General features: G+C 56.1%; 24 protein-coding genes and 1 tRNA gene. 1 reads left to right on the forward strand and 24 read right to left on the reverse strand.

From position 1 onward, the window contains the following. Positions 1–20 precede the first annotated feature (20 nt). The 10 genes from hisS to trmJ all read right to left on the reverse strand — a co-directional run bounded on the left by hisS (position 21) and on the right by trmJ (position 9,417). Positions 21–1,301 carry a histidine--tRNA ligase gene (gene hisS / locus CFT65_RS13150; protein ID WP_088828576.1) on the reverse strand — a complete coding sequence of 427 codons (1,281 nt, stop codon included), beginning with the start codon at positions 1,299–1,301 and terminating at the stop codon, positions 21–23. Positions 1,302–1,350: 49 nt separating this feature from the next. Beyond that, entirely contained in the window at positions 1,351–2,469 is a 1,119-nt protein-coding gene (gene ispG / locus CFT65_RS13155) for a flavodoxin-dependent (E)-4-hydroxy-3-methylbut-2-enyl-diphosphate synthase (RefSeq protein ID WP_088828577.1), read from the reverse strand. 35 nt (positions 2,470–2,504) lie between these two features. Next, the gene (locus CFT65_RS13160; protein WP_088828578.1) at positions 2,505–3,530 is read right to left on the reverse strand and encodes a RodZ domain-containing protein; all 1,026 of its coding nucleotides are present in this window, start codon (positions 3,528–3,530) and stop codon (positions 2,505–2,507) included. Beyond that, positions 3,520–4,293, reverse strand: coding sequence for a type IV pilus biogenesis/stability protein PilW (gene pilW, locus CFT65_RS13165; protein ID WP_088829559.1), 774 nt, complete (start codon positions 4,291–4,293; stop codon positions 3,520–3,522). The genes CFT65_RS13160 and pilW overlap by 11 nt, the downstream gene beginning before the upstream one ends. 74 nt (positions 4,294–4,367) lie before the next feature. Continuing rightward, positions 4,368–5,480: a 23S rRNA (adenine(2503)-C(2))-methyltransferase RlmN gene (gene rlmN / locus CFT65_RS13170; protein ID WP_088828579.1), complete on the reverse strand. Its 1,113-nt coding sequence runs from the start codon at positions 5,478–5,480 to the stop codon at positions 4,368–4,370. Positions 5,481–5,543: 63 nt separating this feature from the next. Further along, complete coding sequence (gene ndk, locus CFT65_RS13175; protein WP_069184985.1) at positions 5,544–5,972, reverse strand: nucleoside-diphosphate kinase; 429 nt, start codon at positions 5,970–5,972, stop codon at positions 5,544–5,546. A 68-nt stretch (positions 5,973–6,040) separates the two neighbouring features. Next, on the reverse strand, positions 6,041–7,189 hold the full coding sequence (locus CFT65_RS13180; RefSeq protein ID WP_088828580.1) for an IscS subfamily cysteine desulfurase: 1,149 nt from the start codon (positions 7,187–7,189) through the stop codon (positions 6,041–6,043). Positions 7,190–7,211: 22 nt separating this feature from the next. Further along, complete coding sequence (iscR, locus tag CFT65_RS13185) at positions 7,212–7,709, reverse strand: Fe-S cluster assembly transcriptional regulator IscR (protein ID WP_008174321.1); 498 nt, start codon at positions 7,707–7,709, stop codon at positions 7,212–7,214. A 78-nt stretch (positions 7,710–7,787) separates the two neighbouring features. Next, a complete protein-coding gene (gene cysE, locus CFT65_RS13190) occupies positions 7,788–8,561 on the reverse strand; it encodes a serine O-acetyltransferase (RefSeq protein WP_088829560.1) in 774 nt (257 codons plus the stop codon). After that, a complete protein-coding gene (trmJ, locus tag CFT65_RS13195) occupies positions 8,554–9,417 on the reverse strand; it encodes a tRNA (cytosine(32)/uridine(32)-2'-O)-methyltransferase TrmJ (protein WP_088828581.1) in 864 nt (287 codons plus the stop codon). The genes cysE and trmJ overlap by 8 nt, the downstream gene beginning before the upstream one ends. Positions 9,418–9,600: 183 nt before the next feature. Here trmJ and CFT65_RS13200 point away from each other — a divergent pair, with 183 nt between their 5' ends. Then, positions 9,601–10,401, forward strand: a complete 801-nt coding sequence (locus tag CFT65_RS13200; protein WP_064228066.1) for an inositol monophosphatase family protein — start codon at positions 9,601–9,603, stop codon at positions 10,399–10,401. A gap of 84 nt (positions 10,402–10,485) precedes the next feature. Here the strand turns inward: CFT65_RS13200 and secF are convergent, their stop codons facing one another. The 14 genes from secF to CFT65_RS13270 all read right to left on the reverse strand — a co-directional run bounded on the left by secF (position 10,486) and on the right by CFT65_RS13270 (position 25,922). Beyond that, complete coding sequence (gene secF, locus CFT65_RS13205; RefSeq protein ID WP_088828582.1) at positions 10,486–11,439, reverse strand: protein translocase subunit SecF; 954 nt, start codon at positions 11,437–11,439, stop codon at positions 10,486–10,488. Then, positions 11,432–13,306 carry a protein translocase subunit SecD gene (secD, locus tag CFT65_RS13210; protein ID WP_088828583.1) on the reverse strand — a complete coding sequence of 625 codons (1,875 nt, stop codon included), beginning with the start codon at positions 13,304–13,306 and terminating at the stop codon, positions 11,432–11,434. The genes secF and secD overlap by 8 nt, the downstream gene beginning before the upstream one ends. Before the next feature lie 94 nt (positions 13,307–13,400). After that, positions 13,401–13,763, reverse strand: a complete 363-nt coding sequence (gene yajC, locus CFT65_RS13215; RefSeq protein ID WP_088828584.1) for a preprotein translocase subunit YajC — start codon at positions 13,761–13,763, stop codon at positions 13,401–13,403. 29 nt (positions 13,764–13,792) lie between these two features. After that, complete coding sequence (gene tgt / locus CFT65_RS13220; RefSeq protein WP_088829561.1) at positions 13,793–14,914, reverse strand: tRNA guanosine(34) transglycosylase Tgt; 1,122 nt, start codon at positions 14,912–14,914, stop codon at positions 13,793–13,795. Positions 14,915–14,928: 14 nt separating this feature from the next. Beyond that, positions 14,929–16,032: a tRNA preQ1(34) S-adenosylmethionine ribosyltransferase-isomerase QueA gene (queA, locus tag CFT65_RS13225; protein ID WP_088828585.1), complete on the reverse strand. Its 1,104-nt coding sequence runs from the start codon at positions 16,030–16,032 to the stop codon at positions 14,929–14,931. Positions 16,033–16,067: 35 nt separating this feature from the next. Then, positions 16,068–16,154, reverse strand: a tRNA-Leu gene (locus CFT65_RS13230). An 82-nt stretch (positions 16,155–16,236) separates the two neighbouring features. Further along, the gene (gene flgL, locus CFT65_RS13235) at positions 16,237–17,460 is read right to left on the reverse strand and encodes a flagellar hook-associated protein FlgL (protein WP_088828586.1); all 1,224 of its coding nucleotides are present in this window, start codon (positions 17,458–17,460) and stop codon (positions 16,237–16,239) included. Between the two features lie 18 nt (positions 17,461–17,478). Beyond that, positions 17,479–19,509, reverse strand: coding sequence for a flagellar hook-associated protein FlgK (gene flgK / locus CFT65_RS13240; RefSeq protein ID WP_088828587.1), 2,031 nt, complete (start codon positions 19,507–19,509; stop codon positions 17,479–17,481). Positions 19,510–19,514: 5 nt separating this feature from the next. Then, a complete protein-coding gene (gene flgJ, locus CFT65_RS13245; RefSeq protein ID WP_088828588.1) occupies positions 19,515–20,501 on the reverse strand; it encodes a flagellar assembly peptidoglycan hydrolase FlgJ in 987 nt (328 codons plus the stop codon). A gap of 8 nt (positions 20,502–20,509) precedes the next feature. Then, positions 20,510–21,607, reverse strand: coding sequence for a flagellar basal body P-ring protein FlgI (locus CFT65_RS13250; protein ID WP_088828589.1), 1,098 nt, complete (start codon positions 21,605–21,607; stop codon positions 20,510–20,512). Further along, on the reverse strand, positions 21,604–22,305 hold the full coding sequence (gene flgH, locus CFT65_RS13255) for a flagellar basal body L-ring protein FlgH (protein ID WP_416376653.1): 702 nt from the start codon (positions 22,303–22,305) through the stop codon (positions 21,604–21,606). Before flgH ends, CFT65_RS13250 begins: the two co-directional genes overlap by 4 nt. A 19-nt stretch (positions 22,306–22,324) precedes the next feature. Next, a complete protein-coding gene (gene flgG, locus CFT65_RS13260) occupies positions 22,325–23,113 on the reverse strand; it encodes a flagellar basal-body rod protein FlgG (protein WP_088828590.1) in 789 nt (262 codons plus the stop codon). Between the two features lie 81 nt (positions 23,114–23,194). Next, positions 23,195–23,947 (reverse strand): flagellar basal body rod protein FlgF, encoded by a 753-nt coding sequence (locus tag CFT65_RS13265; protein WP_088828591.1) that lies wholly within the window; start codon positions 23,945–23,947, stop codon positions 23,195–23,197. Between the two features lie 76 nt (positions 23,948–24,023). Continuing rightward, positions 24,024–25,922: a flagellar hook protein FlgE gene (locus tag CFT65_RS13270; RefSeq protein ID WP_088828592.1), complete on the reverse strand. Its 1,899-nt coding sequence runs from the start codon at positions 25,920–25,922 to the stop codon at positions 24,024–24,026. Positions 25,923–25,933: the final 11 nt, after the last annotated feature.

Below are 25,933 nucleotides of genomic sequence, written 5' to 3' on the forward strand. Positions count from 1 at the left end.
ATCAGTAAATTTGGTCAGAATCAGTTGGCCAACGCAGCTGCCAGAGTAGCGGCCAGCTCGTCCTGATGAATCTCGGTTTGCGGCTCATCAGCACGCAAGGGTTTCAGTCCCGCGGTTCCATTGGCCACCTCGTTCTCTCCCAGAACCACCGCGTACCTGGCACCACTTCGATCGGCCTTCTTCATCTGGCTTTTGAAACTACCGCCGCCACAATGGGAAACAATAACCCGCTCCGGCAAGGCTGCACGCAGTTTTTCAGCCAGTATAAGAGCTGGAGCCAACGCAACGTCACCCATTGCCGTCACATAAATATCGGCATTGCTGTTCACATAATCAGGAACCAGCTCAAGCGTTTCCAGCAGCAAAATTAGGCGCTCGAGGCCCATGGCAAAACCAACCGCAAACGTCGGCTTGCCACCGAGCTGTTCCACCAGGCCATCATATCGGCCACCAGCGCACACTGTGCCCTGGGCCCCAAGGCTGTCGGTTATCCATTCAAAGACGGTCTTGCCGTAATAATCCAGACCTCGAACCAACGCTGGATTCACTGAATACTCTACGCCCGCGGCATCCAGCAGTGCTCTCAGACGCTCGAAATGCCCACGGGATTCGTCATCAAGATAGGTGTCCAGGCTGGGCGCGTTTTCCAGGATCTTGCGGGTGGAAGGATCCTTGCTGTCAAGAATGCGAAGCGGATTGGATTCCAGACGACGTTGGCTGTCGGCATCCAGGTCCGACTTGAACTGACTCAGGTAATCCACCAGGGCTGTGCGGTAAACCCGACGGGACTCGGACGTTCCGATAGAATTGATTTCCAGCCGGGTATGCCCAGCAAGCCCCAGCTCTTTCCAGAGTCTTGCGGTCAGTATCAGCAACTCTGCATCGATGTCAGGACCAGTCATACCGAAACATTCCACGCCAATCTGGTGGAATTGGCGATAGCGCCCTTTTTGTGGACGTTCATGCCGGAACATGGATCCGGTATACCAGAGCCGGCGGGTCTGATTGAACAGCAAACCATGTTCCTCGGCTGCCCGAACACAACCAGCTGTACCCTCCGGGCGCAGCGTCAGGCTGTCACCGTTGCGATCTTCAAAGGTGTACATTTCCTTTTCGACAATGTCGGTGACTTCGCCAATCGATCGCTTGAACAGGTCGGTCTGTTCCACAATCGGCATGCGGATTTCCTGATAGCCATACTGGGCCAGTACCCGGCGCACCGTGGATTCCACAAACTGCCACACGGGCGTCTGCTCCGGCAGGATATCGTTCATCCCGCGAATTGCCTGAATCTTTGCCAATGTTAACCCTTAACTCTGTCTGGATGGTTATGCCCGGAAATCGAAACGATCAGCTGTCCGAACGTACAATGATCGAGTCTTCCTGTTCCTTGCGACGTGCCACTTCCTCGCGAATCAGGCGCTCCAGATCATCAGTCAGTGTGGCGTTGTCCAGCTTCTGGTTTGGCTTGCCTGCCATGTAGAAAAGATTCTTGGGGCTACCACCAGTAAGTCCGAGGTCGGCAACTTTAGCTTCACCCGGTCCATTGACGATGCATCCGATAATGGCCACATCGAGGGAGTCATTCACATCCTCCAGTCTCGCCTCCAGATCATTCATGGTCTGGATGACATCAAAGTTCTGACGTGAACAGCTCGGACAGGCGATGAAATTGATGCCGCGGCTTCGCAGGCGAAGACTCTTTAGAATATCGAAACCCACTTTGATTTCCTGCACCGGGTCCGCCGCGAGAGACACCCGTATGGTGTCGCCGATGCCATCCATCAGAAGCATGCCAAGACCAATGGAAGATTTAACCGTGCCCGAACGCAGGCCACCGGCTTCGGTAATACCCAAATGCAGCGGCTGCTCAATCTGTTGGGCGATCTTGCGGTAGGCATCCACGGTCATGAACACCTCGGACGCTTTCAGGCTCACCTTGAAGTCCTGGAAGTCATGACGATCCAGGATATCAATGTGGCGCATGGCGGATTCCACCAGCGCGTCTGCCGTGGGCTCACCGTATTTACGCTGAAGTGATTTCTCCAGAGAACCGGCATTCACACCGATACGAATAGGAATGTTGCCGTCCCGGGCTGCACTGATAACAGCACTGACGCGATCATCGCGACCGATATTCCCCGGGTTGATACGAAGACAGTCGACACCCAACTCCGCCACCCTGAGGGCGATTTTGTGATCGAAGTGTATGTCCGCGACCAGCGGCAGGGATACCTGCTCCCGAATCTTTCCGAACGCCTCTGCAGCGTCCATGGAAGGCACAGAAACCCGCACGATGTCCGCACCCGCTTCCTGCAGTGCTGTGATCTGGCCAACCGTGGCCTCCACGTCGCAGGTGTTGGTGTTGGTCATGCTCTGCACCGCAATCGGCGCGTCGCCACCCACAGGAACATTGCCCACCATGATCTGGCGGGACTTGCGTCTGATAATCGGAGAATCCTGTTTCATGTCTTACTGACCGATATAGAAAATTTGATCAAGTTTCAGATTGTCAGGGTAAATTCTGACCGGTTGTTGACAACCCGGTAGCCACCGATATCCACAGGCTCACCCTCGAAACGGATGGATTCGACCGCATCAACCGCGCCAATTACAACCCGTAGCGGTGCTGGTCCGGCAACATCAATCTGATCTCCGTTGCGCTGAAGCGAATTTACCAACCGGTTACCCGCGGCATCACTGACCTGAACCCAACAATCATCGCTGAAGCGAATCTCAAGGCGACCGGTGTCCGCCACTTCAGACAGCCCGTTTGGATTTTCAAGCACCGGCTCGGGAGTCTGAACAACCGCAGGAATCTGCTCGGTGACCGCCCCGGCAGGCTCCGACCGTGTGTCTTCAACAGTTGCCGTATCTGCCATTTCTATTGGAGCCTGAGCCTCGCCAGCATCCGGTTCAATCGCTTCCACCAACGATTCCCGCTGCTCTGCGGCCACCGCATCTGATTCCACGACCGCAGGCTCCGGATTTTCAACACGCGCTACCACTTCAGGCTCGGAGCGTTCTGACTCGGCCAATGCCTCCGTCTCACCCTGACCTTCTGGTGCAACCTCAGGCTCTGTTACCGCCTCCGAGGGCGCCGCACCCTGCTCAGGAACCAGGAAGGTAAAGGCCAGATAACCGGCAATGCCCAGAACGACCAGGAAGAAAAGAGCTTTTGCCAGCTGGCGTTTCCGACGTCTGCGACGCTCGATATCAACCAGAGGATTGGCTTCCTGCTCCTGTTCTCTCTGTTGCCGGATTGGCTCCAGTTCCTGATCCAGATCGGCAATCACCGCATCCGCATCCAGCCCCACCTGTTCTGCATAAGCCCTGACATACCCTTTCAGAAAGAGTTCACTGTCAATCTGGCTGTAATCTCCCGACTCTATCGCCTGTATGACTGACGGGCGCAAATGCTGCGCTGCGGCGACATCCCCGGTACCAAGACCGGCTTTTTCCCGTGCCTTCTGAAGCTGCTGCCCTACGGGCTCCTTCATCGCTGGCTGTGAGTTTTCTTCAGTTGCCATTAGAAATCAGCACCTTATATTGTTGGTATTCGACTGACTCCGGAAATTTGTTTCTGAGCTGAAGCGCAAGGCTCGCTTCCTGGTTTTCATCACTGTAATAGCGCGCAATACGGATGCCGGTAAGAAGGCTCTCCGGTGAGTGAACCAGGCGCTGATTTCTTTGCATCAGTGAAATCAGGCGCGAATAGTAACGAGCCGCATCGTCGTAATTGCCGGTTTCAACAGAAACCCGTGAAAGCGCCAACAAGGAGCGGGCATCGCCTCGAGTCAGCTCCACCGACCGGCGATAGGACGTGGCAGCAGCCTCAAGCTCGCCGAGCCGTTCCTGAGTCATGCCCAGGTTAAAGAATACGGAGCCGCGATCCTGATAACCGGTGTCCCGGGTGGCAGCGCGGAACTGGTCGCGAGCATCGTCCATCCGATCCTGCCCGAACAGAAAAGCACCGTAATAAACCCGCGCCCTGGTATAGGCCGGATCCTCGGAAATCGCCTTTTTGAAGTTACGCTCGGCCAGCTCCGGCTCACCCTCGGCGTTATAAACCAGGCCCATGGCTGCCCTGGCGCCAGGATCATCTGAATCCAGCTTGAGCGCTCTGTCCAGATGATGACGGGCCCGCTCAAGATTACCCTGGCCGATATAAGCGGTGGCCAGTTTCACATAGTTATCGAGGGCTTCCTGCCGATCCGCTTCCCGTGAAAAACGACTGTCAGTAGTAGTAACACAACCTGTAACCAGCAGAGTCAGCAGCATAGCGGCTAACATGGAAGAACGGCGGTTTGCTGGTGCTGTTATCACGGGTGTCCCCTTCCTCGATTGGGCTACAAGGCGTTCCTGGTTCAGGGGTTCACCTGCTGAACCTGAATGTACCTCTGGCTACGACGGGTTCTGTCTTCAACCCGACCTACCAGCTGACCACAAGCGGCATCGATATCGTCGCCCCGGGTGGTTCTGATGGTCGCAATATAGCCAGCCTCATTCAGAACCGTCTGGAACCGTCGGGTCGCATTCATACTCGGCCTTCGGAAATCGCTCTCCGGGAACGGGTTGAATGGGATCAGATTGATCTTGCACGGCAGATCCCGCAAAATCACCGCGAGCTCTTGGGCGTGCTCCGGTTGATCATTCATCCCCTCAATCACGGTGTACTCTATCGTAGCCTTGCGCTTGTCCGGCAACCGGGCAAAGTAGCGCTTGGTCGCGGCCAGCAATTCGGCAATCGGGTACTTTTTATTCAACGGAACCAGTTTGTTACGCAGTTCATCATTCGGCGCATGCAGGGAAATGGCCAGTGAAACATCGGTAACTTCCGACAACCGGTCCAAAGCCGGTACAACACCTGACGTGCTCAGGGTGACCCGGCGCTTGGAGATCCCATAGGCCAGATCCTCCATCATAAGGTTCATGGCATCTACGACATTGTCGAAATTGAGCAGGGGCTCGCCCATCCCCATCATCACCACATTGGTAATCGGCCGATCCGGGCCCGGCTCAAAAGGCATGAAGGCCTTGCGCGCAACCCAAACCTGGCCGATGACTTCTGCCGCGGTGAGATTGCGGTTGAACCCGCGCTTTCCCGTGGAGCAAAAGGTACAGTCGAGACTGCAACCGATCTGTGACGAAACGCAAAGCGTGCCTCGCTCCCCATCCGGAATCAGCACGGTCTCGACGCTGTTGCCATTGTCCATGCGCATCACCCATTTGCGGGTACCGTCTTTGGACGTTTCGTCGTAAACCACTTCGGGACCACGGATCTCGGCAACCTGCTTCAGTTTTTCCCGCAGCGCCTTGCTCATATTGGTCATTTGATCGAAGTCATCAGCGCCACGCTGATGGATCCACTGTAGAACCTGAGTGGCACGAAAACGCTTCTCCCCCAGGGTTTCGAAGAAAGCCTCGAGCTTTGCTTTCGGCATCCCCAGAAGATTGGTTTTTTCAGCGGCCGCTGTCATTTCATAACCTCGATCAGATAATCAATTCGGAGGCGACCGAACGATCGCCTCCGATCAACGCAATCAGCCCCGCGGGCAGATCTCGTTGTCATTGAAGAAGTAAGCGATTTCGCGCTCGGCAGAAGCCGCGGAATCAGAGCCGTGGACGGCGTTCGCGTCGATAGAAGATGCGAAATCCGCACGAATAGTGCCGGCATCGGCTTCTTTCGGATTGGTCGCGCCCATCAGATCACGATTTTTCAGGATCGCGCCTTCGCCTTCCAGGACCTGCACAACCACCGGACCGGAGGTCATGAATGCAACCAGGTCGTTAAAGAACGGACGCTCTTTGTGCTCTGCGTAAAAACCTTCTGCCTGCTCCTGGGTGAGGTGCATCATTTTGGCAGCAACAATGTTCAGGCCAGCTTTCTCGAAGCGGCTGTAGATTTCACCGATCACGTTTTTTGCTACCGCGTCAGGCTTGATAATCGAGAGCGTGCGCTCAGTTGCCATGGTCTTTCTCCAGTTTGTGGATGGTTAAAATTCTGGCCTGCGATTATACGCAGTCCGGGGCAAACTTCCTACCGCACTGCGCGGAGCCGGCTAACAACATCAACTATTTGCGAGCTGGCAAAGACCATTTCCTCTTCCGTGGTATACCGGCCGATGGAAAAACGCAGCGCCCGATGGGCCTGTTCATCACTCAACCCAATGCCACGGAGTACGTATGAGGGCTCTACCGTGGCTGAAGCGCAGGCCGAACCGGACGATACCGCCAGATCCCGGAGGCCCAGCATCAGGGACTCCGCATCTACCCCTTCAAAGGAAAGATTCAGGATGCCTGGAACGCGCCGGGATTCACTGCCGTTGAGGGTGACACCCTCGAGAGACTGGAGCCCCGCCAAAAACGACTCGCGCAGAGCCTCCAGCTTCTCCACCTCCTCCTCAAGCGCAGATTGGGCGATGGCGAACGCCTTCCCCATACCGACAATCTGGTGGGTAGGGAGTGTTCCTGAACGCATCCCTCGCTCATGCCCACCACCATGAATCTGCGCCTCAATACGAACATCCGGTGAACGCCTGACATACAAGGCGCCAACGCCCTTCGGGCCATAGACCTTGTGCCCGGAAAGCGCTAACAGATCCACTGGCATGGAGCTGACATCAATTGCCATCTTGCCGGCGGCCTGGGCGGCGTCCACGTGAAAAAGAATGCCCCTTTGACGCAATTCAGCACCAATGGCGGCAATATCGTTAATAGTTCCCAGCTCGTTATTCACCAACATCAGGCTCACGAGGACGGTATTTTTCTTCAGCGCATCCAACACCTGATCTAAACCGATGGCTCCATCGGCTGCCGGATCCAGCCAAGTGACTTCAGTACCCTGATGCTCGAGCCACTTGCAGGTATCAACAACCGCTTTGTGCTCGATCCTGGATGTAACAATATGAACGCCCTGCCGGCCGGCAACCGCACCCTTGATGGCAAGGTTGTCTGATTCCGTTGCACCCGATGTCCAGACAATTTCCCGTGGATCAGCGTGAACGAGGCTGGCGACCTGTTTGCGTGCAGCTTCCACTGCAGCTTCTGCCTGCCAACCATAGGCGTGGGTGCGGGATGCAGGATTGCCGAATACATCATCCAGCGTGAGGTATTTCATCATTTCATCGGCAACGGCTGGATCAACGGGCGTCGTAGCCGCGTAGTCCATATAAACGGGCTTTTTCATGGATTCCGGAAACTTGTTGATGTCAGGCCGGCGCCTGATCGGACAGGCGTTCGGTATTGATGGTTTCAGAGCCACTGTCGGACTGGCGGCGATTCTGCCGGTCCGCAACCTGGCGAATTTCATGCTTTCTCATCAGATCTCCGAGACTGATCTCACTGAGAAACTGATGAATCTGATCACTAAGATCAGACCAGAGATGGTGGGTCAGGCATTTCTCGCCATTCTGGCAATCACCTTTGTTGCCGCACCGCGTCGTATCCAGCGATTCGCTGACGGCATCAACAACTTCGGCAATGTACAGATCAGCCGCAGGACGACTGAGCCTGTATCCACCACCGGGACCGCGAATACTGACTACGAGCTTCTGGCGGCGGAGACGGGAGAAAAGCTGTTCCAGATAGGACAGTGAGATTTCCTGACGGGCCGAAATATCGGCGAGACTCACCGGCCCCTGGTCTCCATGCAGAGCCAGATCCAGCATTGCCGTTACGGCATAGCGGCCTTTGGTGGTCAACTTCATAGTGTCAGCCCCATGACGGGATTGAATCTCAAAAACGCAGCTGAGAGTATGAATTGACCAACCATTTCAGTCAAGTATTCACCGGCGCACCTCATCGTCGTCGCGAACGCAATCAAAGTCCTCTTCCTGTAACGGTGGCAACTCGCCGTTCTGGTACTCGCTGTTCACCTTGCGCAGAGCCTTGCACATGTTCTCGATGCGGTCATCCACCGCATGCATGTGATCAAGCAACGAGCGCATGGCCCGGGCAACCGGGTCTGGCATTTCCTCTGTGACACCATAGGCATCGAAGCCCATGCGTTCTTCCATCTCCTTGCGACGCGCATCATCTTCGCCTTTGCGCTTGATGATGACGCGCCCCGGAATACCAACCACCGTTGCACCCGCGGGCACTTCCTTGGTAACTACTGAATTGGAACCGATCTTGGCACCCTCGCCTACTTCAAACGGCCCCAGAATCTTCGCTCCGGCACCAACCACTACACTGTCACCGATCGTGGGATGGCGCTTACCCTTGTTCCAGCTGGTTCCGCCAAGGGTGACCCCTTGATAGAGGGTCACGTCATCGCCGATCACCGTGGTCTCGCCAATAACCACGCCCATGCCATGATCAATGAAGAACCGGCGGCCAATGGTTGCCCCAGGATGGATCTCGATGCCGGTTAGCCACCGGGCAATGGTGGAAATAGTGCGAGCAAGCCATTTCAGACCGAGACTCCACAACCAGTGAGAAAACCGATGAAAAAGCAGTGCGTGCAAACCGGGGTAATTAGTCAGCACCTCAAAGGTGTTCCTGGCGGCGGGATCCCGGTGGAACACGCTGTTTATGTCTTCCCGCAAACGCTCAAACATGGCCATTATCCTGTTCCGTCGCCGAAGTGCCGGCCTCGGTTGATTTGCTGTTATTCCGCGTGCCTGCCGCTTTTTGAACGGCAGTGAGAATACCCCTGAGAATATTGATTTCCATTTGATCCAGTCTGGCCCGCTGGAACAGTCGCCGCAAGCGCGTCATCAGTTGTCTCGGGTTCTCCCGTCGATGGAAATCCACATCAATAAGCACCTGCTCCAGGTGCCCGAAAAAGCCCTCGACATCGTGAACTTTGGCGGGCGGCACGTCCCAGCCTTCGTCCCCGGGCCTGGTCATCGACTTTAAGTATGGGCTCCCCTCACCACCTTCAAGGCTTCGCAGATAATACATCCGCAATTCATAGCACATGACCTGTACCGCCATGGCCAGATTAAGGGAGCTGTAATCCGGGTTGGAGGGAATATGGATGTGATAGTGACAACGCTGCAGCTCGTCGTTGCTGAGACCATGGTTTTCTCTTCCGAATACCATGGCAACCGGGCCGTTTTCAGCATGCCCTGCGGCAGCAGCTGCAGCCTCAGGTGGCGCACAGACCGGCCAGGGCACCTTCCTTCCCCGGGCACTCGTACCCATAACCAGCACACAATCAGCCAGAGCATCATCCAGAGAAGAAACAACCTGGGCATTATCGAGCACATCCGAAGCACCGGCTGCGCGCGCATACGAAGTCTCATCCGGAAAGGAACAGGGATTAACCAGCCACAAATTACCCAGCCCCATGTTCTTCATGGCCCGGGCGACAGCACCAATGTTGCCCGAATGGGATGTCTCTACGAGAACAATCCGGATCTGATCCTGAAATGTCTCCGTCCCTTCCTGTGGAAGTGCGCTTTTGTGCATTGTCAGCAAGCCCAAGGTTATTGATCAGGGCAGCAATGATAGCAGAAAGCACCCGCACCCTGCCCCTCCGGAGAACCCGTAACCTCTGGTTATCCGTGCTATTGCTGAGTCAAAAAACATACAAGCGGGGTGATCTTTTGCTATGATACCCGGCCTTCACACACCCGGATAATGAACACTCAGATGCAACCAGCTATTAAAATGGCCCTGCGCGTCGCGCGTCAGGGGTCCGATTATCTGAAAGCCCATTTCGAGCGTCAGGAACCCACTGGCAAGGACGACTCAGAACGCCGTCGTCAGCTGGAGCGGGTTGAGCAGTCTATCTACGACAACTTTGCCGAACAGCTCGAAAAAGCCTACAAGGACCACAGCATCGCGCCTTTGAACGAAGCGAATGCCGGAACCAGCGAGAAAAGCTGGCATATTTTTCCTGTCCTGGGCCGTGAGAATTTCCTTCGGGGTATTCCGGAGTTTGCTCTGGCACTGTCCCAGAAGAAGAATAACCGCACTGAAAACCTGCTTCTGGTAAATCCCGTTACCGGCGAAGAATACTCCGCCAGCCGCGGCCACGGCGCCGCGCTGAACAGCCGCCGGGTTCGCGCTTCGGAAATCAAACTGCCAGAGAAAGCAGCCATCGCCACCAACCTGCTGGACCAGGCCCGGAAGAGCGAGGATCCGATGCTCTGGGGCGAAATGGCCGCTGTACTGGCACGGGATTCCGGCATGTTCCGTACCTCCGGCTGTGTAGTACTGGATATCGCCCGGGTTTCCGCGGGCCTGATGGACGCGGCGATCATTTTCCGCCCCGAAGCATCCGATCTGGATCTTGGCGTCACACTCGCTATGGAATCCGGCGCACTGACTGGTGACTTCTCTGGCAACCCGTCTACCGGTAACGCCCGACAGCTGGTAGTGGCAAACCCGAAACTGTTCCGCGAAGTCCTGAAAGTGCTGCATCCGTTCCGGGGCCGCCTGCCTCGCTGAGGCTTCCGGCTCTAGCGGGCATAAAAAAACCGCCAACATTCTGTGGCGGTTTTTTTATGCCCGAAACTGGTGAAACAGATGCGGTTACATCCTGTTCAGCCACTCCGGCGGCTCTTCTTGCTCATCGGCGTTTTCCGCGCCTTCTTTTGGCGGCACGATCAGGTCGTCACGGGACACGCCCATAACCATCAGAAGGTTCGCGGACACGTAGATCGATGAGTAGGTACCAACAATCACACCAATAATCAAAGCCAGGGCGAAGTTGTTGATCGCCTCACCACCGAGGAAGTACAGCGCCAACAGTACAATCAAGGTAGTACCAGAGGTATTGATTGTCCGGGCAATGGTCTGATGAATTGACTCATTGATAATGTCCCAGGGTCCACCCACGCGCATCTTGCGGAAATTTTCCCGGATCCGGTCCGCAACAACGATGGTATCGTTCAGCGAGTAACCGATAACCGCAAGCAGGGCTGCCAGTACTGTAAGGTCGAAGGTCCACTGGAACAACGCAAAGACACCCAGAACGATAATTACATCGTGAGCAAGCGGTACCACCGAGGCAATACCGAACTTGAACTGGAATCGCATGCCCACATAGATCAGGACTACGGCAAGGGCGATCAACAAGCCAAGGCCGCTATCTTCCTTGAGCTCTTCACCAACCTGGGAGCCCACAAACTCGGAACTTACCAGTTCAAGCTCTGCGCCACCCTCCTCGAGGGTTCGGGTAACTTCCGGCGCCAGTTGATCATTATCAGCCTCGGCCATCCGCACCAACACCGTAGTGTCAGCCCCAAAGTTCTGGACAGAAAACTGCTCGTACCCGGCAGCCGTCAGCCTGGAGCGGATTTCATCAAGTTGCGGAGCCTCGGCGTATTCAAATTCAACAGAGGTACCGCCGGTGAAGTCCATACCCAGGTTCAGGCCACGGACAGCCAATAGGGCAATAGAAATAACGATCAGCGAAATGGAGATTACGGAAGCAATCTTCCGCAACCCCATGAAATCAAACGGTTGCTTTTGATCTTCAGACATTGGCGAGCTTTCCTCCGATCGACAGCTTCTCGACCCTGCGGCCGCCGTAAACAATGTTAACGATGCTGCGGCTGACCATCAGGCCAGAGAACATCGACGTCAGGATCCCGATGCAAAGTGTTACCGCAAAGCCTTTCACCGGACCGGAGCCCATGGCAAAGAGAATCACGGCAACCAGCAAAGTGGTGATGTTTGCATCAAAGATGGACACGAAAGCCCGGGAATAGCCGGAGTTGATCGCCGTCTGGGGCGGCACACCGGATTTCAGCTCTTCCTTTATCCGCTCAAAGATAAGCACGTTGGCATCCACCGCCATACCGACAGTCAGAACGATACCGGCAATGCCCGGCAAGGTCAGTGTCGCCGAGAGGATCGACATGCATGCAACAAGCAGCATCAGGTTCAGTGTCAGCGCAATGTTTGCTACCACGCCAAATCCGCGGTAGTAGACGAGCATGTAGAGCAGCACCAGACCGAAACCAAGCGCAACGGACATCATGCCGGCGTCTATGTTCTTCTGGCCAAGGCTCGGACCAATCGTCCTTTCCTGAACAAAGTACATTGGAGCGGCAAGTGCACCAGCACGCAAAAGCAGTGCGAGTTCTGCGGCTTCGGGAATGGAATCAAGCCCGGTGATCCGGAAACTGCTGCCCAGGGCGGATTGAACGGTGGCCAGGCTGATAATGCCTTTTTCAACCACGCGGTTCTCCACCTCCTGAGGCTCGCCCTCGACCATTCTGGTTTCGGTTTCCGTACGATACTCGATGAACAGCACTGCCATCCTGCGTCCAATGGCGTTGCGGGTGGCCCGGTTCATCAGATCACCACCGACGGAATCCATGGTGATATTGACCTGGGGCTGGCCGTTTTCGTCAAAGGCCTGCTGGGCATTGGCCACATTATTACCGGTGGCAATCACTTCCTGCTCGAGGCGCGCGGTACGCTGGGCCTGATCCCGGAAACTGAATTCCTCGGTTTCGCTGCCGGGGGCGTCCTGGCGGGCCTCCATGCGGAATTCAAGGTTGGCGGTGGCACCAAGTACACGCTTGGCCTGTGCAGTGTCCTGCACGCCGGGCAACTCAACAATAATCCGGTCAGAACCCTGCTGTTGAACAAGAGGTTCAGCGACGCCAAGCTCGTTCACCCGGTTGCGGATCGTTGTAAGGTTCTGCTCCAGGGCATAATCCTGAATCGCAGTGACCTCAGCTTCAGAGAGAGTCAGCACAAGAAGGAACTCATCGCCTTCGGTCTGCTCATCCAGAAGGAATTCGTTGTACTGGTCTCGCACCATGTTGAAGGCTTCGGTGCGGGAGGCCTCATCACGGAAGCTGAGAACGATCTCGCGGTTGTCCTGCACATCTCCGCCACGATAACGGATCCGCTCTTCGCGAAGCTCACGCTTGATCTGGCCAGACATGGCCTCCAGGCGCTGGCTAACCGCGGTTTCCATGTCGACTTCCAACAGGAAGTGGACACCGCCGCGAAGATCCAGACCCAACTTCATCGGGCCGGCGCCAAGACTCTTGAGCCAGCCCGGTGTTGAAGCAGCCATATTCAGTGCAACCAGGTATTCATTACCAAGAGCAGCCTGTACCAGCGGACGAGCCTGCAATTGATCCTCTGAGGTGGTGAGACGGATCAGAGCATCCCGATCCTGAAGAGTACTGCTTTTCACCTCGATGCCACGGCTTTCCAGCACATCAACGGCCCTGTCGAGCACACCGGCATTTACCTCGGTGCTACTGCGGGCGCCAGTAATCTGGATGGCGTAATCGTCGGGGAAGAGGTTGGGCAAAGCGTAGATAAACCCGATCACGAGCGCGACCAGGATAACCAGGTTTTTCCAAAGCGGATACTTGTTCAGCATGGGATCCCTTGTAGCCGGCCTAGCGGCCAGACTTGGTGTTTCAGCCAGGAAGATTCAGACCGGCCACCAGAGATGGCCGGCTAAATGGCCCCGCTCAGATGTCCTTGAGCGTGCCCTTTGGCAGCGCCGCAGCAACGGCTACTTTCTGGACTTTGATCTCTACATTGTCGGCAATTTCCACAACGATGAAATCGTCGGTTACCTTGGTGATCTTGCCGGCAACACCACCGGAGGTCACAATCTCATCACCTTTATTCAGGCCGGACATCAGAGCTTTGTGCTCTTTCGCGCGTTTGGACTGCGGACGCCAGATCAGGAAGTAGAAAATCAGGATGAAGCCTGCGAAAAAGATTACCTGGCCCATAACACCCATTCCCTGAGCAGCCGGGTCCTGTGCCATGGCAAGTGCGGGCATCAGAGCCAAAAGGCCGGCAACGAGCATTTTAATAGCTTTCATTGAATATCTCCGTTGGTTTAGCGAATAGATCAAACATTGCCCAGGGGCGGAACGGTCTCTCCGCGCAGAGCATAGAAGTCGGTTACAAAGTCCGACAATGTACCTGCTTCAATGGCCCCACGCAATCCAGCCATCAGGTTCTGATAGAACCGGAGGTTGTGGATGGTATTCAGTTGCGAGCCCAGCATTTCTCCACATTTATCCAGATGATGGAGATAACTTCTCGAAAAGCTCTCACAGGTATAACAGTCGCAGCGCTCATCCAGAGGAGCGGTGTCATGACGGTGCCGGGCATTGCGGATTTTTACAATACCGGTCGCGGTAAACAGATAGCCATTCCTGGCGTTGCGGGTCGGCATTACACAGTCGAACATGTCGACACCACGACGCACGGCCTCGACGATATCTTCCGGCCGCCCTACGCCCATCAGGTACCGCGGCTTGTCTGCCGGCATTTTCGGCGGCAAATGATCCAGAATCCGGATCATGTCTTCCTTTGGCTCGCCAACCGACAGGCCACCAATGGCGTAGCCATCGAAGCCGATGTCGGTGAGTCCTTCCAGGGACTGATCTCGCAGGCTCTCATACATGCCACCCTGAACGATGCCGAACAACGCGGCAGGGTTCCCCTCGTGGGCATCCTTGCTCCGTTGCGCCCATCGCAGCGACAACTCCATGGAGTCTTTTGCCTGTCGCTCGGTCGCCGGGTAAGGGGTGCACTCGTCAAAGATCATGACGATATCCGATCCCAGATCCCGCTGGACCTGGATAGCGATTTCCGGAGACAGCTCCACCGGTGAACCGTCTACCGGTGAGCGAAAGGTTACACCGTCCTCGGTGATCTTGCGCATCTCTCCCAGACTGAACACCTGGAAACCGCCGGAATCGGTCAGGATCGGCCCATGCCACTGGGTGAAATCGTGAAGGTCGCCGTGGGCCTTGACCACCTCGGTGCCCGGCCGGAGCATCAAGTGAAACGTATTACCCAGGATGATTTCTGCGCCGATTTCATGGATATCGCGGGGCAGCATACCCTTGACGGTGCCGTAGGTGCCAACGGGCATGAATGCGGGAGTCTCAACGGTTCCCCGGGGAAACGTCAGCCGGCCACGGCGAGCGCGCCCTTCTTCGCCCAGTTTTTCGAACGACATGAAACAGGTTTGTGTCACAAGGCCTCCCCGGCATTATCGTTACCGGCTTCATTGGATTCCACGGCTTCCCCCAGCAACATGCCCCGGCTGGGTTCCTGCCCAGTAATAAACATGGCGTCACCGTAACTGAAAAAACGGTAGCGTTCCTTCACCGCTTCACGGTAGGCCGCCATCACATTGTCATAGCCGGCGAACGCACTGACCAGCATGATCAGAGTAGATTCTGGCAGATGGAAGTTGGTTATCAGAGCATCCACAGTCTGGAACCGATAACCCGGGTAAATGAAGATGTCGGTTTCACCCGTAAACGCCCTAAGGCAACCGCCACGGCTTGCAGACTCAAGGGAGCGAACCGAGGTGGTGCCCACGGCAACCACACGCCCTCCCCTGGCACGGGTTTGCTCAATTGCATCAACTGTGTCCTGGGGAACGTTCACCACCTCACTATGCATGGTGTGATCTTCAATATTATCGACCCGGACCGGCTGGAAGGTACCGGCACCTACATGCAGCGTCACAAAGGTACTTTCAATACCACAGGCGGTCAGCTTCTCGAGCAGACGCTCATCGAAATGCAGACCCGCGGTTGGGGCTGCGACGGCCCCGGCTTCCTGGGCGTAAACAGTCTGGTAACGTTCCCGGTCGCTGGATTCGTCCGGCCGGTCAACATAAGGCGGCAGTGGCATGTGACCAATCCGCTCAAGCACTTCGAGTACTGGCTCGTCAGATTCACAGGTCAGATGAAACAGTGCTTCGTGCCGGCCCGACATTCTCAAAGAGGTGCCATCCTCGAGGATAACCTTCTGCCCCTCCTTCAATGCTTTCGAAGCACGGACATGGGCGACGATTTCGTGTTCCCCGGTCACCCGCTCTACCAGCACTTCCACCTGACCACCGGTCTCTTTTTTGCCGAAAAGGCGCGCAGGAATCACCCGGGTGTTGTTAAACACCAGCAGGTCGCCGGGCTGAAGGAGGCCAGGAAGTTCGCTGAATATATGGTGGTCGAGCTTGCCAGAGAGACCGTCAAGACAAAGCAGCCTGGACGCGCTGCGATCCTTGAGCGGATAGCGGGCGATCAATTCGTCCGGCAGGTCAAAATGAAAATCGGAGACATTCATGGAATGGACTGTTAACGACGCCGAAAGAAAGAAGATGGTAGCGGCGGGCGGACTCGAACCGCCACGGGTTTTACCCCAACGGATTTTGAATCCGTCGTGTCTACCAATTTCACCACGCCGCCATCGGAGAGTGATGGGGATTATACTGAGCTTAATCGCGAAAGCAATAAGCCAGCGGACACAACTGCCCGCTGATTCAGATATTTACAATCTGTCGAACAAGGACAGTTGCGAAACCTGCGCAAACGACTGCTGGGCCGCCTGTAGCACGAAGCTCTGGAAACTCAGGTTGCTGATCGCTTCTGCGTAGTCCACATCCTGCAACTGAGAGCGGATTTCATTGGTATAAACCGAAGAATCCTCAAGGAAGGTTTTGGTCGATTCCACCGCGTTCATCCGACCACCCAGCTCGGTCTGCTTGAGGATGATGCTCTCCTGGGCGTTGTCCAGGTTGATCAGGGAATTGGCAATCAGGTCATCGTACTGGGCCTGTCCGCCCGGACTTGTCTTGTCGATATTGTTCAAACCGGAAATCAGGTTTTCTATAGTACCGAACACCGACTGCTTTTCGTTGATCTTCAAAGTGTAGCTATCAACATCAGGGGCTGTTGGCAATGGCCCGGTAATCGTAGCTTCGACACCTGCGACTTCAAACGGCTCACCATTCTCATAGAGCCCCGGCGTAACCGACAACGGCCCGAGGCTGTTGGATGCGGTGATGACTCCATTGTCATCCACTTGAATATTGATGTCGTCCGGGAACGTGCCCGGGAAAGCCGCTTGAAGATCCGCCTCATTTACAAGTGAAACCCCGCTGATCGCGGAGCCTGACGTGACTGCGGTATTCTCCCCAGTCACCGCCGCAGGGACACGTACAAAGATATCCTTGCCGTTATCGCTGATTGGAACGGTGACGCCATCATCAATCTCGAGGACTCGCTGCCCCTCGTCGCCCTGGTATATCCAACTACCTGAGGGATCCTGCTCAAAGGCCTTTACCGAGCCCTGGAATCCGCTAAAGATATATTCGCCGGAGGCATCACGGGTATTGGCAATATTGGCCAGCTGCCCCAGGCGCTCCTCCAGCTCCGAAGAAATCGAGCGCCGGTCGTTGGCTGACAAGGATCCATTGCCCGCCTGAACCGTCAGTTCCCGTATCCGCTGAATCACATCGATCGAACTTGCAAGAGCATTCTCTTCCTGTTTCAAGCGGTTGTCCGCCAGGTCGACATTACGCTGGTAGGTTTCAACCCGAGAAAGCTCCTGGTCCAGCTTCAGAATTCGCGCCGCAGCGACCGGATCGTCGGAAGGTTTGTTTACCCTCTGGCCAGTCGAGATCTGTTGCTGGGTGCTATTCAGGCTGGTATTCAGCTCCTGGAGCCGGTTGATACCGCCTGAGAAAATCTGCTGTGATGAAATTCTGATCATGTCACATCACCTCAACCGTTACCGGAAACTCTGCAACAAGGTATTGAACAGGTCCTGAGCCACCGACATTACCTGGGCTGAGGCATTGTATGCAGCCTGATACTGGATCAGGCGGCCGGCTTCTTCATCCAGGTTGACGCCGGATACCGATTCCCGCTGATTGGTAGACTGCTCAAGCAGGGTTTTGCCGGCATCCACATCCAGTTGGCTCTGGCGGGTTTTCACACCGATATCTTCAACAAGCCCCGCGTAACCCTCGGAAAAATTCTGACTGCCGCCGTTCAGGGTATTGGCAGTGCCGAGGGCCGCCAGCAGTTCGGCATTCCGGTTGTCCGAAACGCCGTTGGAGTTGTAGTTGATCTCGAAGGTGTCACCGTCAGCCGGCTGACCGGTTATCTTGAACTGAAAGCCCTGATACTCGGCACCATCGGCCGGATTGTCGCTAAACAATTCATTGGCAACGCCCGGAGTGTAAGGCCGATTGGCCGGACCTATCGGGTTGCCACTGCCGTCCGTAACGGTAAACACCAGGCCGGTACCCGGATCATCAAATTCCACGGTAATCGGCCCGTTCGCCAACTGACCGGACGACTGAAAAGCGGGCAACAGGGAATTGGTGAACGGATTTCTCACGTTCAGCATGGTGCCCTGATCAATCTTGCCGGTTCCGATATTGTCATCTCCGGTCGTCGCTCGGACCGGGCTGGCGAAGGCCAGATCTTCCTCCCGGTTAACCACCAGGCCGATGCTTTCAGCGGCATTTCGGCTCGGCTGAATGAGGAATTTGTCTCCAGCGTTGAACGTGCCGCCTTCAACCCTGATGTTGAAGCCCGGCATGCTGATTTCCGACTGTACCGGGTCCGGGAGGCGTCCCTGGTTCACGGTTTTACCCGTGGCCTGGTCAATCAACTCGTAGCTCCGCCCGTCACCACTGAACTGCAGAGTCCAGCGTCCTGCAGGAAGCCTTGAGCTGTCGGTGATTTCGACGGCCAACTGCCCTGTCGTAGACGGGGCGTTGTTGCCATTGGGAACCACCCGGCTGCGTTGCGCCTCCAGCGAATTAATATTGGTGAAGAACAGGCCACCAAGCTCGCCCTCCAGGTCCATGCCGATTTCATGCTGATGGTTCATGGTATCCGACAGAGCAATAGCAATCCGGCCCAGCTCATCAAAGGCCGGCTTAAGACCTTCTGTATCGAAGCGCAAAAGACCGCCCAGCTTGCCACCGGTGATTTGCTCATCGATATTGAGAGTGCGCCCACCGTTGCTCAGAGTGAATTCCAGACGAGTCGGATCCTCGGCGTTTTCGCGGGTTCCAAGGGTCGACGCATTGCTGCCAACCACCAGGGAAAGACCGTTCGACAGAGACACATTGACCTGGCTGCCATCGGTCGGTGTCACCTTGATGCTGATCAGTTCGGAAAGCTGACGCAGTTTCTCATCCCGCTTATCCAGCAGTTCGTTTGGCATCTGCCCCTGGGCGATGCCCGGTGATTCAGAAATCGCCAGGTTCAGCTCCGCAATGCTCTTCAACAAGGTATTCGCATCTTTCACACCCTGCTGCATCTGGGTCTTGATAGATTCCCGCTGCTGGATAAATTCCTGGTTCAGCGCCTGGAAACGGTTTACAACCTGTTGCGCCTCACTCAGGACCAACTGGCGCTGCGGAAGGGAAGCCGGATCTTCGGCGGCATTCTGAAGGCTTGCAAAAAAGTTGTTCAGTGCATTGCTGAGGCCGGTAGATTCCCCCCCGAGCAGGTTATCAAGCCTGGCAAGCTCCGAATTGAGAGCTTGCTGTTCACCATACAGTGTGCTGTCTTCCCGCACCTGTTGAACCAGGTATTCATTGGCCAGGCGACGAATGTCCGCAACATTCACGCCGCTGCCGATGGTGCCGGCACCGGTGCGCTGGCCTTCCTGGGTTTCAAACAGCACTTCCTGGCGACTGTAACCCGGCGTGTTGGCGTTGGTTATATTGTTGCCAGTTGTGTTCAGCGCGGCCTGGTGACTGAGGATGCCGGTCAGACCAATACCTATGAGCCCTGCCATAAGCTTTACTCCTTCATCCCGTCACTGCCCATGGTCAGCGTCATCAGTGAGTCACGGTTCATGATCTGGCGGATCTTGTTGCCGTAGTTGGGGTCGGTTGCATAGCCGGCTTCCTGCAGCTTCTCTGCGAAAACCTCAGGCTGGTCTGCTACCGACAGGACGTCCCGGTATCGAGGATTGGATTCCAGGAAAGAGACATAATCCCGGAAGCTGGATTCGTAATCCCTGTAGGCCCGGAAATTGGCCTGCTCTTTCATGGGCAGCCCTTCCCGGTATTCCGTGGTGGTAATGGAGACCGCATTACCCTGCCAGCGGCTGTCCGCCTTGATACCGAAGAGGTTAAAACTGGGCTCGCCCTGCTCCCCTCGAATCATGTGCCGACCCCAGCCTGTTTCCAGTGCCGCCTGAGCCACCATGAGTTTCGGATCAATGCCCGAGTCGCGGGCAATCCGCTCGGCCACCGGCAACAGCTCCGTCACGAAGTGCTCCGGCGATTCAAATTGATGTGGCAAGTCCGCCGGTGTCGCGGCCACTGGCGATGCCGTTTTCTCAGCCACGGAAGCCACCTTTTGCAACCGCTCAGGCAGTTCGGCAGTCAGAGCGGGTAAGCTTCGGTCATAATCCGCAAGACTCGCCTTGTGGCCGGCAAGCCTGCCACCCTCGTTATCCATGCCCGGAATCTGCTGGCTCAGTTGACGTACCAGCGCCTCGGCAAGACCACTGCCCTTGCCCCCAGCCATGGTCAGACTCATCTGGCTGTCGAACATATCCCGGTACAGCTCGGACTGATTGCTCTTCAGGTAGTTGCCCTCGGCGAAGACATCACCGGCCTTGCGCATGGACTTCAGCATTTCAGACAGGAACAGGCTCTCGAACTGCCGCGCTACCTCTCGCAGAGCGGACTCTTTGTCAGTGCGAGCCTGGGCCTTCAACGCATTGAGACCGTTGAAGTCGGTGTAAACCTGGGCCTGTTGAACCTTGTAGTCCTGCATCACGCCACCTAGATAACAATCAGCTCGGCGCGCAGTGCACCGGCCTGTTTCAAGGCTTCAAGTACCGCCATGACATCACCAGGCGCCGCACCCACCTGGTTCACGGCCTGAACGATCTCGTTCAGGGTGACGGCGGGGCCGAACTTGAACATCCGCGCCGGCTCTTCAGTAATGGCAATCTGGGAATCCTGCTCAATGGCGGTGTCTCCACCGGCAAAGGGATTCGGCTGCTCAACATTGGGATTTTCCTGGATGGTCACCGTCAGATTGCCGTGTGTGACGGCAGCGGCACTGACCTGAACATTCTGGCCAACCACGATGGTGCCGGTACGGCTGTTGATGACCACTTTCGCGGCATCCTGAGCCGGATCAACCTCAATATTTTCGAGAATCGACAGAAAGCTGACCCGCTGGGACGGATCCCGCGGCGCGCGCACGGATACCGAGGTGGCATCGTGGGCATAGGCCATATCCGGTCCGAGACGATCATTAATAGCCTCGACTACACGGCGAGCCGTTGTGAAGTCCGGGCGCAGCAAATGGAAGGTAATGGTGTCGCCTTGACTGAACGGCGAAGCCACCTCCCGTTCGATAGTGGCGCCGTTGGGAATCCGGCCAACACTGGGAACGTTCACGGTGATTCGGGAGCCGTCCTGTCCCTGGGCACCAAAACCACCTACCACCAGACTGCCCTGGGCCATGGCGTAAACCTGTCCATCAGCACCTTTCAGCGGCGCCATCAGCAAGGTGCCTCCGCGCAGGCTGTCGGCGTTGCCGATGGACGACACAGTGATGTCGATTTCCTGCCCTGCTTTGGCAAAGGGCGGCAATGTCGCACTGACCGTAACCGCCGCCACGTTGGCCAAGTTCGGGTTGACGCCTTCCGGAAGGGTCACGCCAAACTGGTTCATCATGTTGCGGAAGGTCTGGTTGGTAAACGGCGCCTTGTCACCGGTTCCGTCAAGACCAACCACCAGGCCATACCCCACTAACTGGTTGTTACGCACACCTTTAATCCGGGAAAGGTCCTTAAGGCGGTCCGCCATTACCGGAGCAGCCATAACGGCCAGCGCCAGGAACCAGGCAAGAAGACGGCGCATGTTCATAGAGGCCACCACTCACTGTTGAAGAAGCGCGCAAGCCAGCCCATCTGGTTCGCCTGGTCAAAGTCGCCCGTGCCACCATAGGCAAAACGAGCATTGGCAATGCGATTGGATGCCACGGTGTTATCCGGCTGAATGTCCTGTGGGCGGACCAGCCCGGTCAGGCGGATGTACTCATCTCCATTAGTGAGCGACAGCCACTTTTCTCCACGAATCTTTAGAACACCATTCGGCAAAACTTCGGTAACTGTCACAGTGATACTGCCGGCAAGACTGTTGCTCTGATCCGCTTCCGCTGAGCCTTCGAAATCCCGCTCCTGGTTCAGGGACGTGGCAACGCCAAAGTTGCTCTTGCCCAGAACAGTCGGTTCCGGCAACGAAATGTCGTTGTCTTTAGTAATACTGGTTTCCGCATTCTTGCTGGCCCGCGTGGACTCTTCGAGATTCACGGTTAGTACATCACCCACGTTCAACGCCACGGTATCGCCGTAGAAGTTGTAGTTCCGGGAGACCTGATAAATGGAACCCGAGGCTCCGTCCCGCTGCATCATGGCCTGAGGGCGAACCGGCGCAAACTCGGGGTCATCCGGAATTGCCCGGGGGCGACTCATGGCCGTGCACCCCTGTAACACAATGAGAACCAACACAGTCGCCAATGTGCTGGCACTTCGGGTTCTCCGGTTTGATGTCATCAGTTTCATGACGTCACCTCTGGCGGCGTTAGCCAATGTTTTGAGTGATGAACTGGAGCATCTGGTCGGTTGTGGAGACCACTTTCGAGTTCATCTCGTAGGCCCGCTGGGTGGTAATCATGTTCACCAGCTCTTCCACCACCTCAACGTTGGACGCCTCTACGGAGCCCTGCTCAATACTGCCGAGTCCGGCCAGCCCGGGCTCACCTTCCGCAGGATCACCACTGGCGTTGGTCGCCTTGAACAGGTTGTTACCGATAGCCTGTAGACCCTGGGGGTTGATGAAATCCACCAGCGTAATCTGGCCCAGGTTTACCGGTGCCGCCTGATCGTCCGTTACTGCCGTCACGGTGCCGTCTTTACCAATCGTGATATTGGTGGCGTTCTCCGGCACATTGATGGCGGGCTCCAAAGGGTAGCCATCCGGGTTCACCACATCACCGTCAGCGTTGAGCTGGAACTGGCCGTCCCGGGTATAGGCAATCTGCCCGTCTGGCAACTGCACTTGCAGGAAGCCACGGCCATTGATGGCCATATCCAGGGGCTGCTCGGTTATCTGCAGGTTGCCCTGGGAGAATTGCTTGGCCGTACCCACAACCCGTACACCGGTACCCAGCTGCAGGCCGGAGGGCAGTTCCGAGTTCTGGGTTGTCAGACCGCCGGGCTGCCGGTTGATCTGGTATAGCAAATCCTGAAACACGGCCCTGTCCCGCTTGAAGCCGGTGGTGTTGACGTTCGCCAGGTTGTTGGAAATGGTGGACATGTTGGTGTCCTGAGCGCTCAACCCGGTCTTGCTGACCCAAAGTGCTGGATGCATGCTGCTTACTCCTTGCCGGGGGCAGTCAGGCGGCCATTTTTTGCCGCTTCAGGCCCCCAGGCCAATGTGTTCAGTCGTTACTTAAAGGTTCTGCAACAGCCGTGCCGTTGCTTCGGAATTCTCATTCGCGGTAGTCATTACCTTCACCTGCATCTCGTATTGCCGGGACAGCTGAAGGTTCGAAATCATCTCTTCCACCGCATTCACGTTGGAGCTCTCCAGAAACCCTGAGGCAACCCGCTGGTTTGCATCCGGTGGCTCGGGCCCATCCAGAGCCTGATCCGGCTTTCGGCGCATATGTCCGTCAAGGCCTTTCTCCAGGGCCTCCGGTGGCGGATTGACCAGTTTCAGGCGATCCACTTCAACCAGCTGGTCCGGCGGTCCACCGACAGGAACAATCGAGACGGTGCCATCGGCGCCAATCTCTACGTTATCGAAAGGGGGAAGCGCAACCGGCCCACCGTTGCCGAGTACCAGTTCGCCATTGGCCAATCGCACCAGCCCGTTTACATCCACCTGGAGGCTTCCGCTGCGGGTGAAGACTTCCTCGCCCTGATCGTTCTGAATGGCAAGCCATCCCTCGCCTTCCACAGCCACATCGAGTTTGCGACCGGTCTCCATCAGCGCACCGGCGGACAGATCGGTGCCAGGCCGTTCGGTCATGGCATAGGCACGAGTCGGGTGGTGTTCCCCGTAGACAGGCATACTGCGGGCCTGGGCGAAGTCTTTCTTGAAGCCGGTGGTGCTGACATTCGCCAGGTTATTGGCATGGGCCTGCTGGGCCAGCATATTCTGCTTGGCACCAGACATACCGATGTAGAGGGCTTTGTCCATGGGAAAACTCCTGCCGGAATTTTGACTGTTTCCAGTCTTCTTGCAGGAGTCATGCCATATTCGCTAAATTGAGGGATTAACGGAGGTTGATGATGGTCTGGGTGACCGCATCGGAGGTTTCAATGGTCTTGGCGTTGGCCTGATAGTTCCGCTGGGCGATGATCAGGTTGACCAGTTCCGCCGATAGGTCGACGTTGGATTCCTCTACCGAGCTGGCCTTGATGGAGCCGAGTGTGCCGGTATCCGGAGCACCAATGATTGGCTGACCGGATTCGAACGTTTCCACCCAGGAAGTATCGCCCACGGGAGACAAGCCGTTAGTGTTGTTAAATGACGCTAACGCGACCTGGCCCAGAGCCTGGGATTGGCCATTGGTGTATCGAGCAAACAGGACACCCTGATCCGATACGTCCAGGCCAGAAAGACGGCCGGTGGTATAGCCATTCTGCTGTTGGTCGTTCACGCCAAACGCAGCGCCATATTGCGTTGTGCCACTGAGATTGATCACGAAAGCCGATGTTGTCGGTGGCTCAGGAATGGGTGTTACTACCACCTCGCCGGCAGCTGGAGGGCCATCAGCTCCGTTAGGTTGCCCTGCGCTGTCTTTGGGTATCCAGTCATCAATGACGATTTCGCCACTGGGGTCGCCGTTTATCGACTGCAGAGCACCGTCCTGATCAAATCTTGCAGTGTATGGAGTCACGTCAGTGCCGCCAACAAACTCGCCGTCAATCTGGGCATACACCGACCATTCGCTCACCCCGACACCATTGCCTGGTGAAGGATTTTTTACAAAAAACTGTGTCAGTTCGTGAGAATTACCCAGACTGTCGTAGATCGTGGTTGATGTAGCGTGGTTATAGGTACGCTGATCCAGCGGATTGAATTGATTGGTGACGCGGATTGGTGACGCGTTGAACGCGACCTCAAAATCATTGTCAGCCGTGGTTGATGTAATCCCGGCCACCGACCGGTCCGCAGTCACGTTCACATCACCCTCGACGGTGCCGGTATCGCCGTTGCCATTACCATCGGCAAAGGTAAAGTCGAGCGTCTCACCCTGGTTATGAATCACTCGTAGAACATCGCTTCCCCCACCTCCGGTGACAATCGAGGCGGAAATCGCGGTCTCGCTGGAGTTATTGATTGAATCAACCAGATCCTGCAGAGAATTGATATTTGAGGTGTCCAGAGTCAGCGGCGAACCATTGATATCAAGGCTAAATGAAAACGAACTGGCCCCGGAGATGAAGGCGTCATCAAGAGCCGGAGTGCCGTCGAAAGTCGCCGTCGTCGTGGCCGAAGCACTCAATCCAGGCGCATCGTTTATGGTGGAGGCCGCTTCACGGGCACTGGCTGCAGGGTCAATATTCACGTTGAAGGCAGGCGAGCCGTCCGAATACTGCACATCAAAGCTCTCGCCCTGTATGGAAGCAAGAGTGAGAGGCCCGACATCCCGAACACGGGTCTCCAGCACGGACTCCCTGGAATCAAGATTCAGATCGGAGTCAAGGTTTGTCGTCCTCCTGGGAGCCAGGTTGTCTGTTGCAATCTGCAAATCTCCCCGAATTCCAGACAAATTGCCGTCCTCGTCCGCGGTGTATCCCTGTACCCGCATATTCTGGTTGTTCGTTACATAGCCTTCCTTATCGATGCCGAACTGTCCTGCACGGGAATAACGAATCTCGCCGCCGTTATTCAGGATAAAGAAACCATCGCCGGCAATCGCCATATCCAGACCGTTGTCAGTAAAGCTGATGTTGCCCTGGCCAAAGGACTGCTTCACATCCTGAACCCGGACACCGTCGCCGATCGGGTTGGTGCCTGCGCTCAGGAACCCGCTGGCGTATAGATCGCCAAACTGGGCCTTACTGCCCTTGAAGCCGACGGTGCTGGCGTTCGCAATGTTGTTGCCGGTGACGTCCAGATCCACCGATGCCGCACGAAGGCCGCTCAAACCTGTATTAAATGCCATGGTTCACCCCT

This window comes from Marinobacter sp. es.048 (genome assembly GCF_900188435.1).
GTDB lineage: Bacteria > Pseudomonadota > Gammaproteobacteria > Pseudomonadales > Oleiphilaceae > Marinobacter.

Excerpts from the sequence above, each read along its gene's own strand:
- ispG (WP_088828577.1), bottom strand. The coding sequence starts at position 2,469 with ATGAAACAGGATTCTCCGATTATCAGACGCAAGTCCCGCCAGATCATG.
- CFT65_RS13160 (WP_088828578.1), bottom strand. The coding sequence starts at position 3,530 with ATGGCAACTGAAGAAAACTCACAGCCAGCGATGAAGGAGCCCGTAGGG.
- pilW (WP_088829559.1), bottom strand. The coding sequence starts at position 4,293 with ATGTTAGCCGCTATGCTGCTGACTCTGCTGGTTACAGGTTGTGTTACT.
- rlmN (WP_088828579.1), bottom strand. The coding sequence starts at position 5,480 with ATGACAGCGGCCGCTGAAAAAACCAATCTTCTGGGGATGCCGAAAGCA.
- ndk (WP_069184985.1), bottom strand. The coding sequence starts at position 5,972 with ATGGCAACTGAGCGCACGCTCTCGATTATCAAGCCTGACGCGGTAGCA.
- CFT65_RS13180 (WP_088828580.1), bottom strand. The coding sequence starts at position 7,189 with ATGAAAAAGCCCGTTTATATGGACTACGCGGCTACGACGCCCGTTGAT.
- iscR (WP_008174321.1), bottom strand. The coding sequence starts at position 7,709 with ATGAAGTTGACCACCAAAGGCCGCTATGCCGTAACGGCAATGCTGGAT.
- cysE (WP_088829560.1), bottom strand. The coding sequence starts at position 8,561 with ATGTTTGAGCGTTTGCGGGAAGACATAAACAGCGTGTTCCACCGGGAT.
- trmJ (WP_088828581.1), bottom strand. The coding sequence starts at position 9,417 with ATGCACAAAAGCGCACTTCCACAGGAAGGGACGGAGACATTTCAGGAT.
- CFT65_RS13200 (WP_064228066.1), top strand. The coding sequence starts at position 9,601 with ATGCAACCAGCTATTAAAATGGCCCTGCGCGTCGCGCGTCAGGGGTCC.
- secF (WP_088828582.1), bottom strand. The coding sequence starts at position 11,439 with ATGTCTGAAGATCAAAAGCAACCGTTTGATTTCATGGGGTTGCGGAAG.
- secD (WP_088828583.1), bottom strand. The coding sequence starts at position 13,306 with ATGCTGAACAAGTATCCGCTTTGGAAAAACCTGGTTATCCTGGTCGCG.
- yajC (WP_088828584.1), bottom strand. The coding sequence starts at position 13,763 with ATGAAAGCTATTAAAATGCTCGTTGCCGGCCTTTTGGCTCTGATGCCC.
- tgt (WP_088829561.1), bottom strand. The coding sequence starts at position 14,914 with ATGTCGTTCGAAAAACTGGGCGAAGAAGGGCGCGCTCGCCGTGGCCGG.
- queA (WP_088828585.1), bottom strand. The coding sequence starts at position 16,032 with ATGAATGTCTCCGATTTTCATTTTGACCTGCCGGACGAATTGATCGCC.
- flgL (WP_088828586.1), bottom strand. The coding sequence starts at position 17,460 with ATGATCAGAATTTCATCACAGCAGATTTTCTCAGGCGGTATCAACCGG.
- flgK (WP_088828587.1), bottom strand. The coding sequence starts at position 19,509 with ATGGCAGGGCTCATAGGTATTGGTCTGACCGGCATCCTCAGTCACCAG.
- flgJ (WP_088828588.1), bottom strand. The coding sequence starts at position 20,501 with ATGCAGGACTACAAGGTTCAACAGGCCCAGGTTTACACCGACTTCAAC.
- CFT65_RS13250 (WP_088828589.1), bottom strand. The coding sequence starts at position 21,607 with ATGAACATGCGCCGTCTTCTTGCCTGGTTCCTGGCGCTGGCCGTTATG.
- flgH (WP_416376653.1), bottom strand. The coding sequence starts at position 22,305 with ATGAAACTGATGACATCAAACCGGAGAACCCGAAGTGCCAGCACATTG.
- flgG (WP_088828590.1), bottom strand. The coding sequence starts at position 23,113 with ATGCATCCAGCACTTTGGGTCAGCAAGACCGGGTTGAGCGCTCAGGAC.
- CFT65_RS13265 (WP_088828591.1), bottom strand. The coding sequence starts at position 23,947 with ATGGACAAAGCCCTCTACATCGGTATGTCTGGTGCCAAGCAGAATATG.
- CFT65_RS13270 (WP_088828592.1), bottom strand. The coding sequence starts at position 25,922 with ATGGCATTTAATACAGGTTTGAGCGGCCTTCGTGCGGCATCGGTGGAT.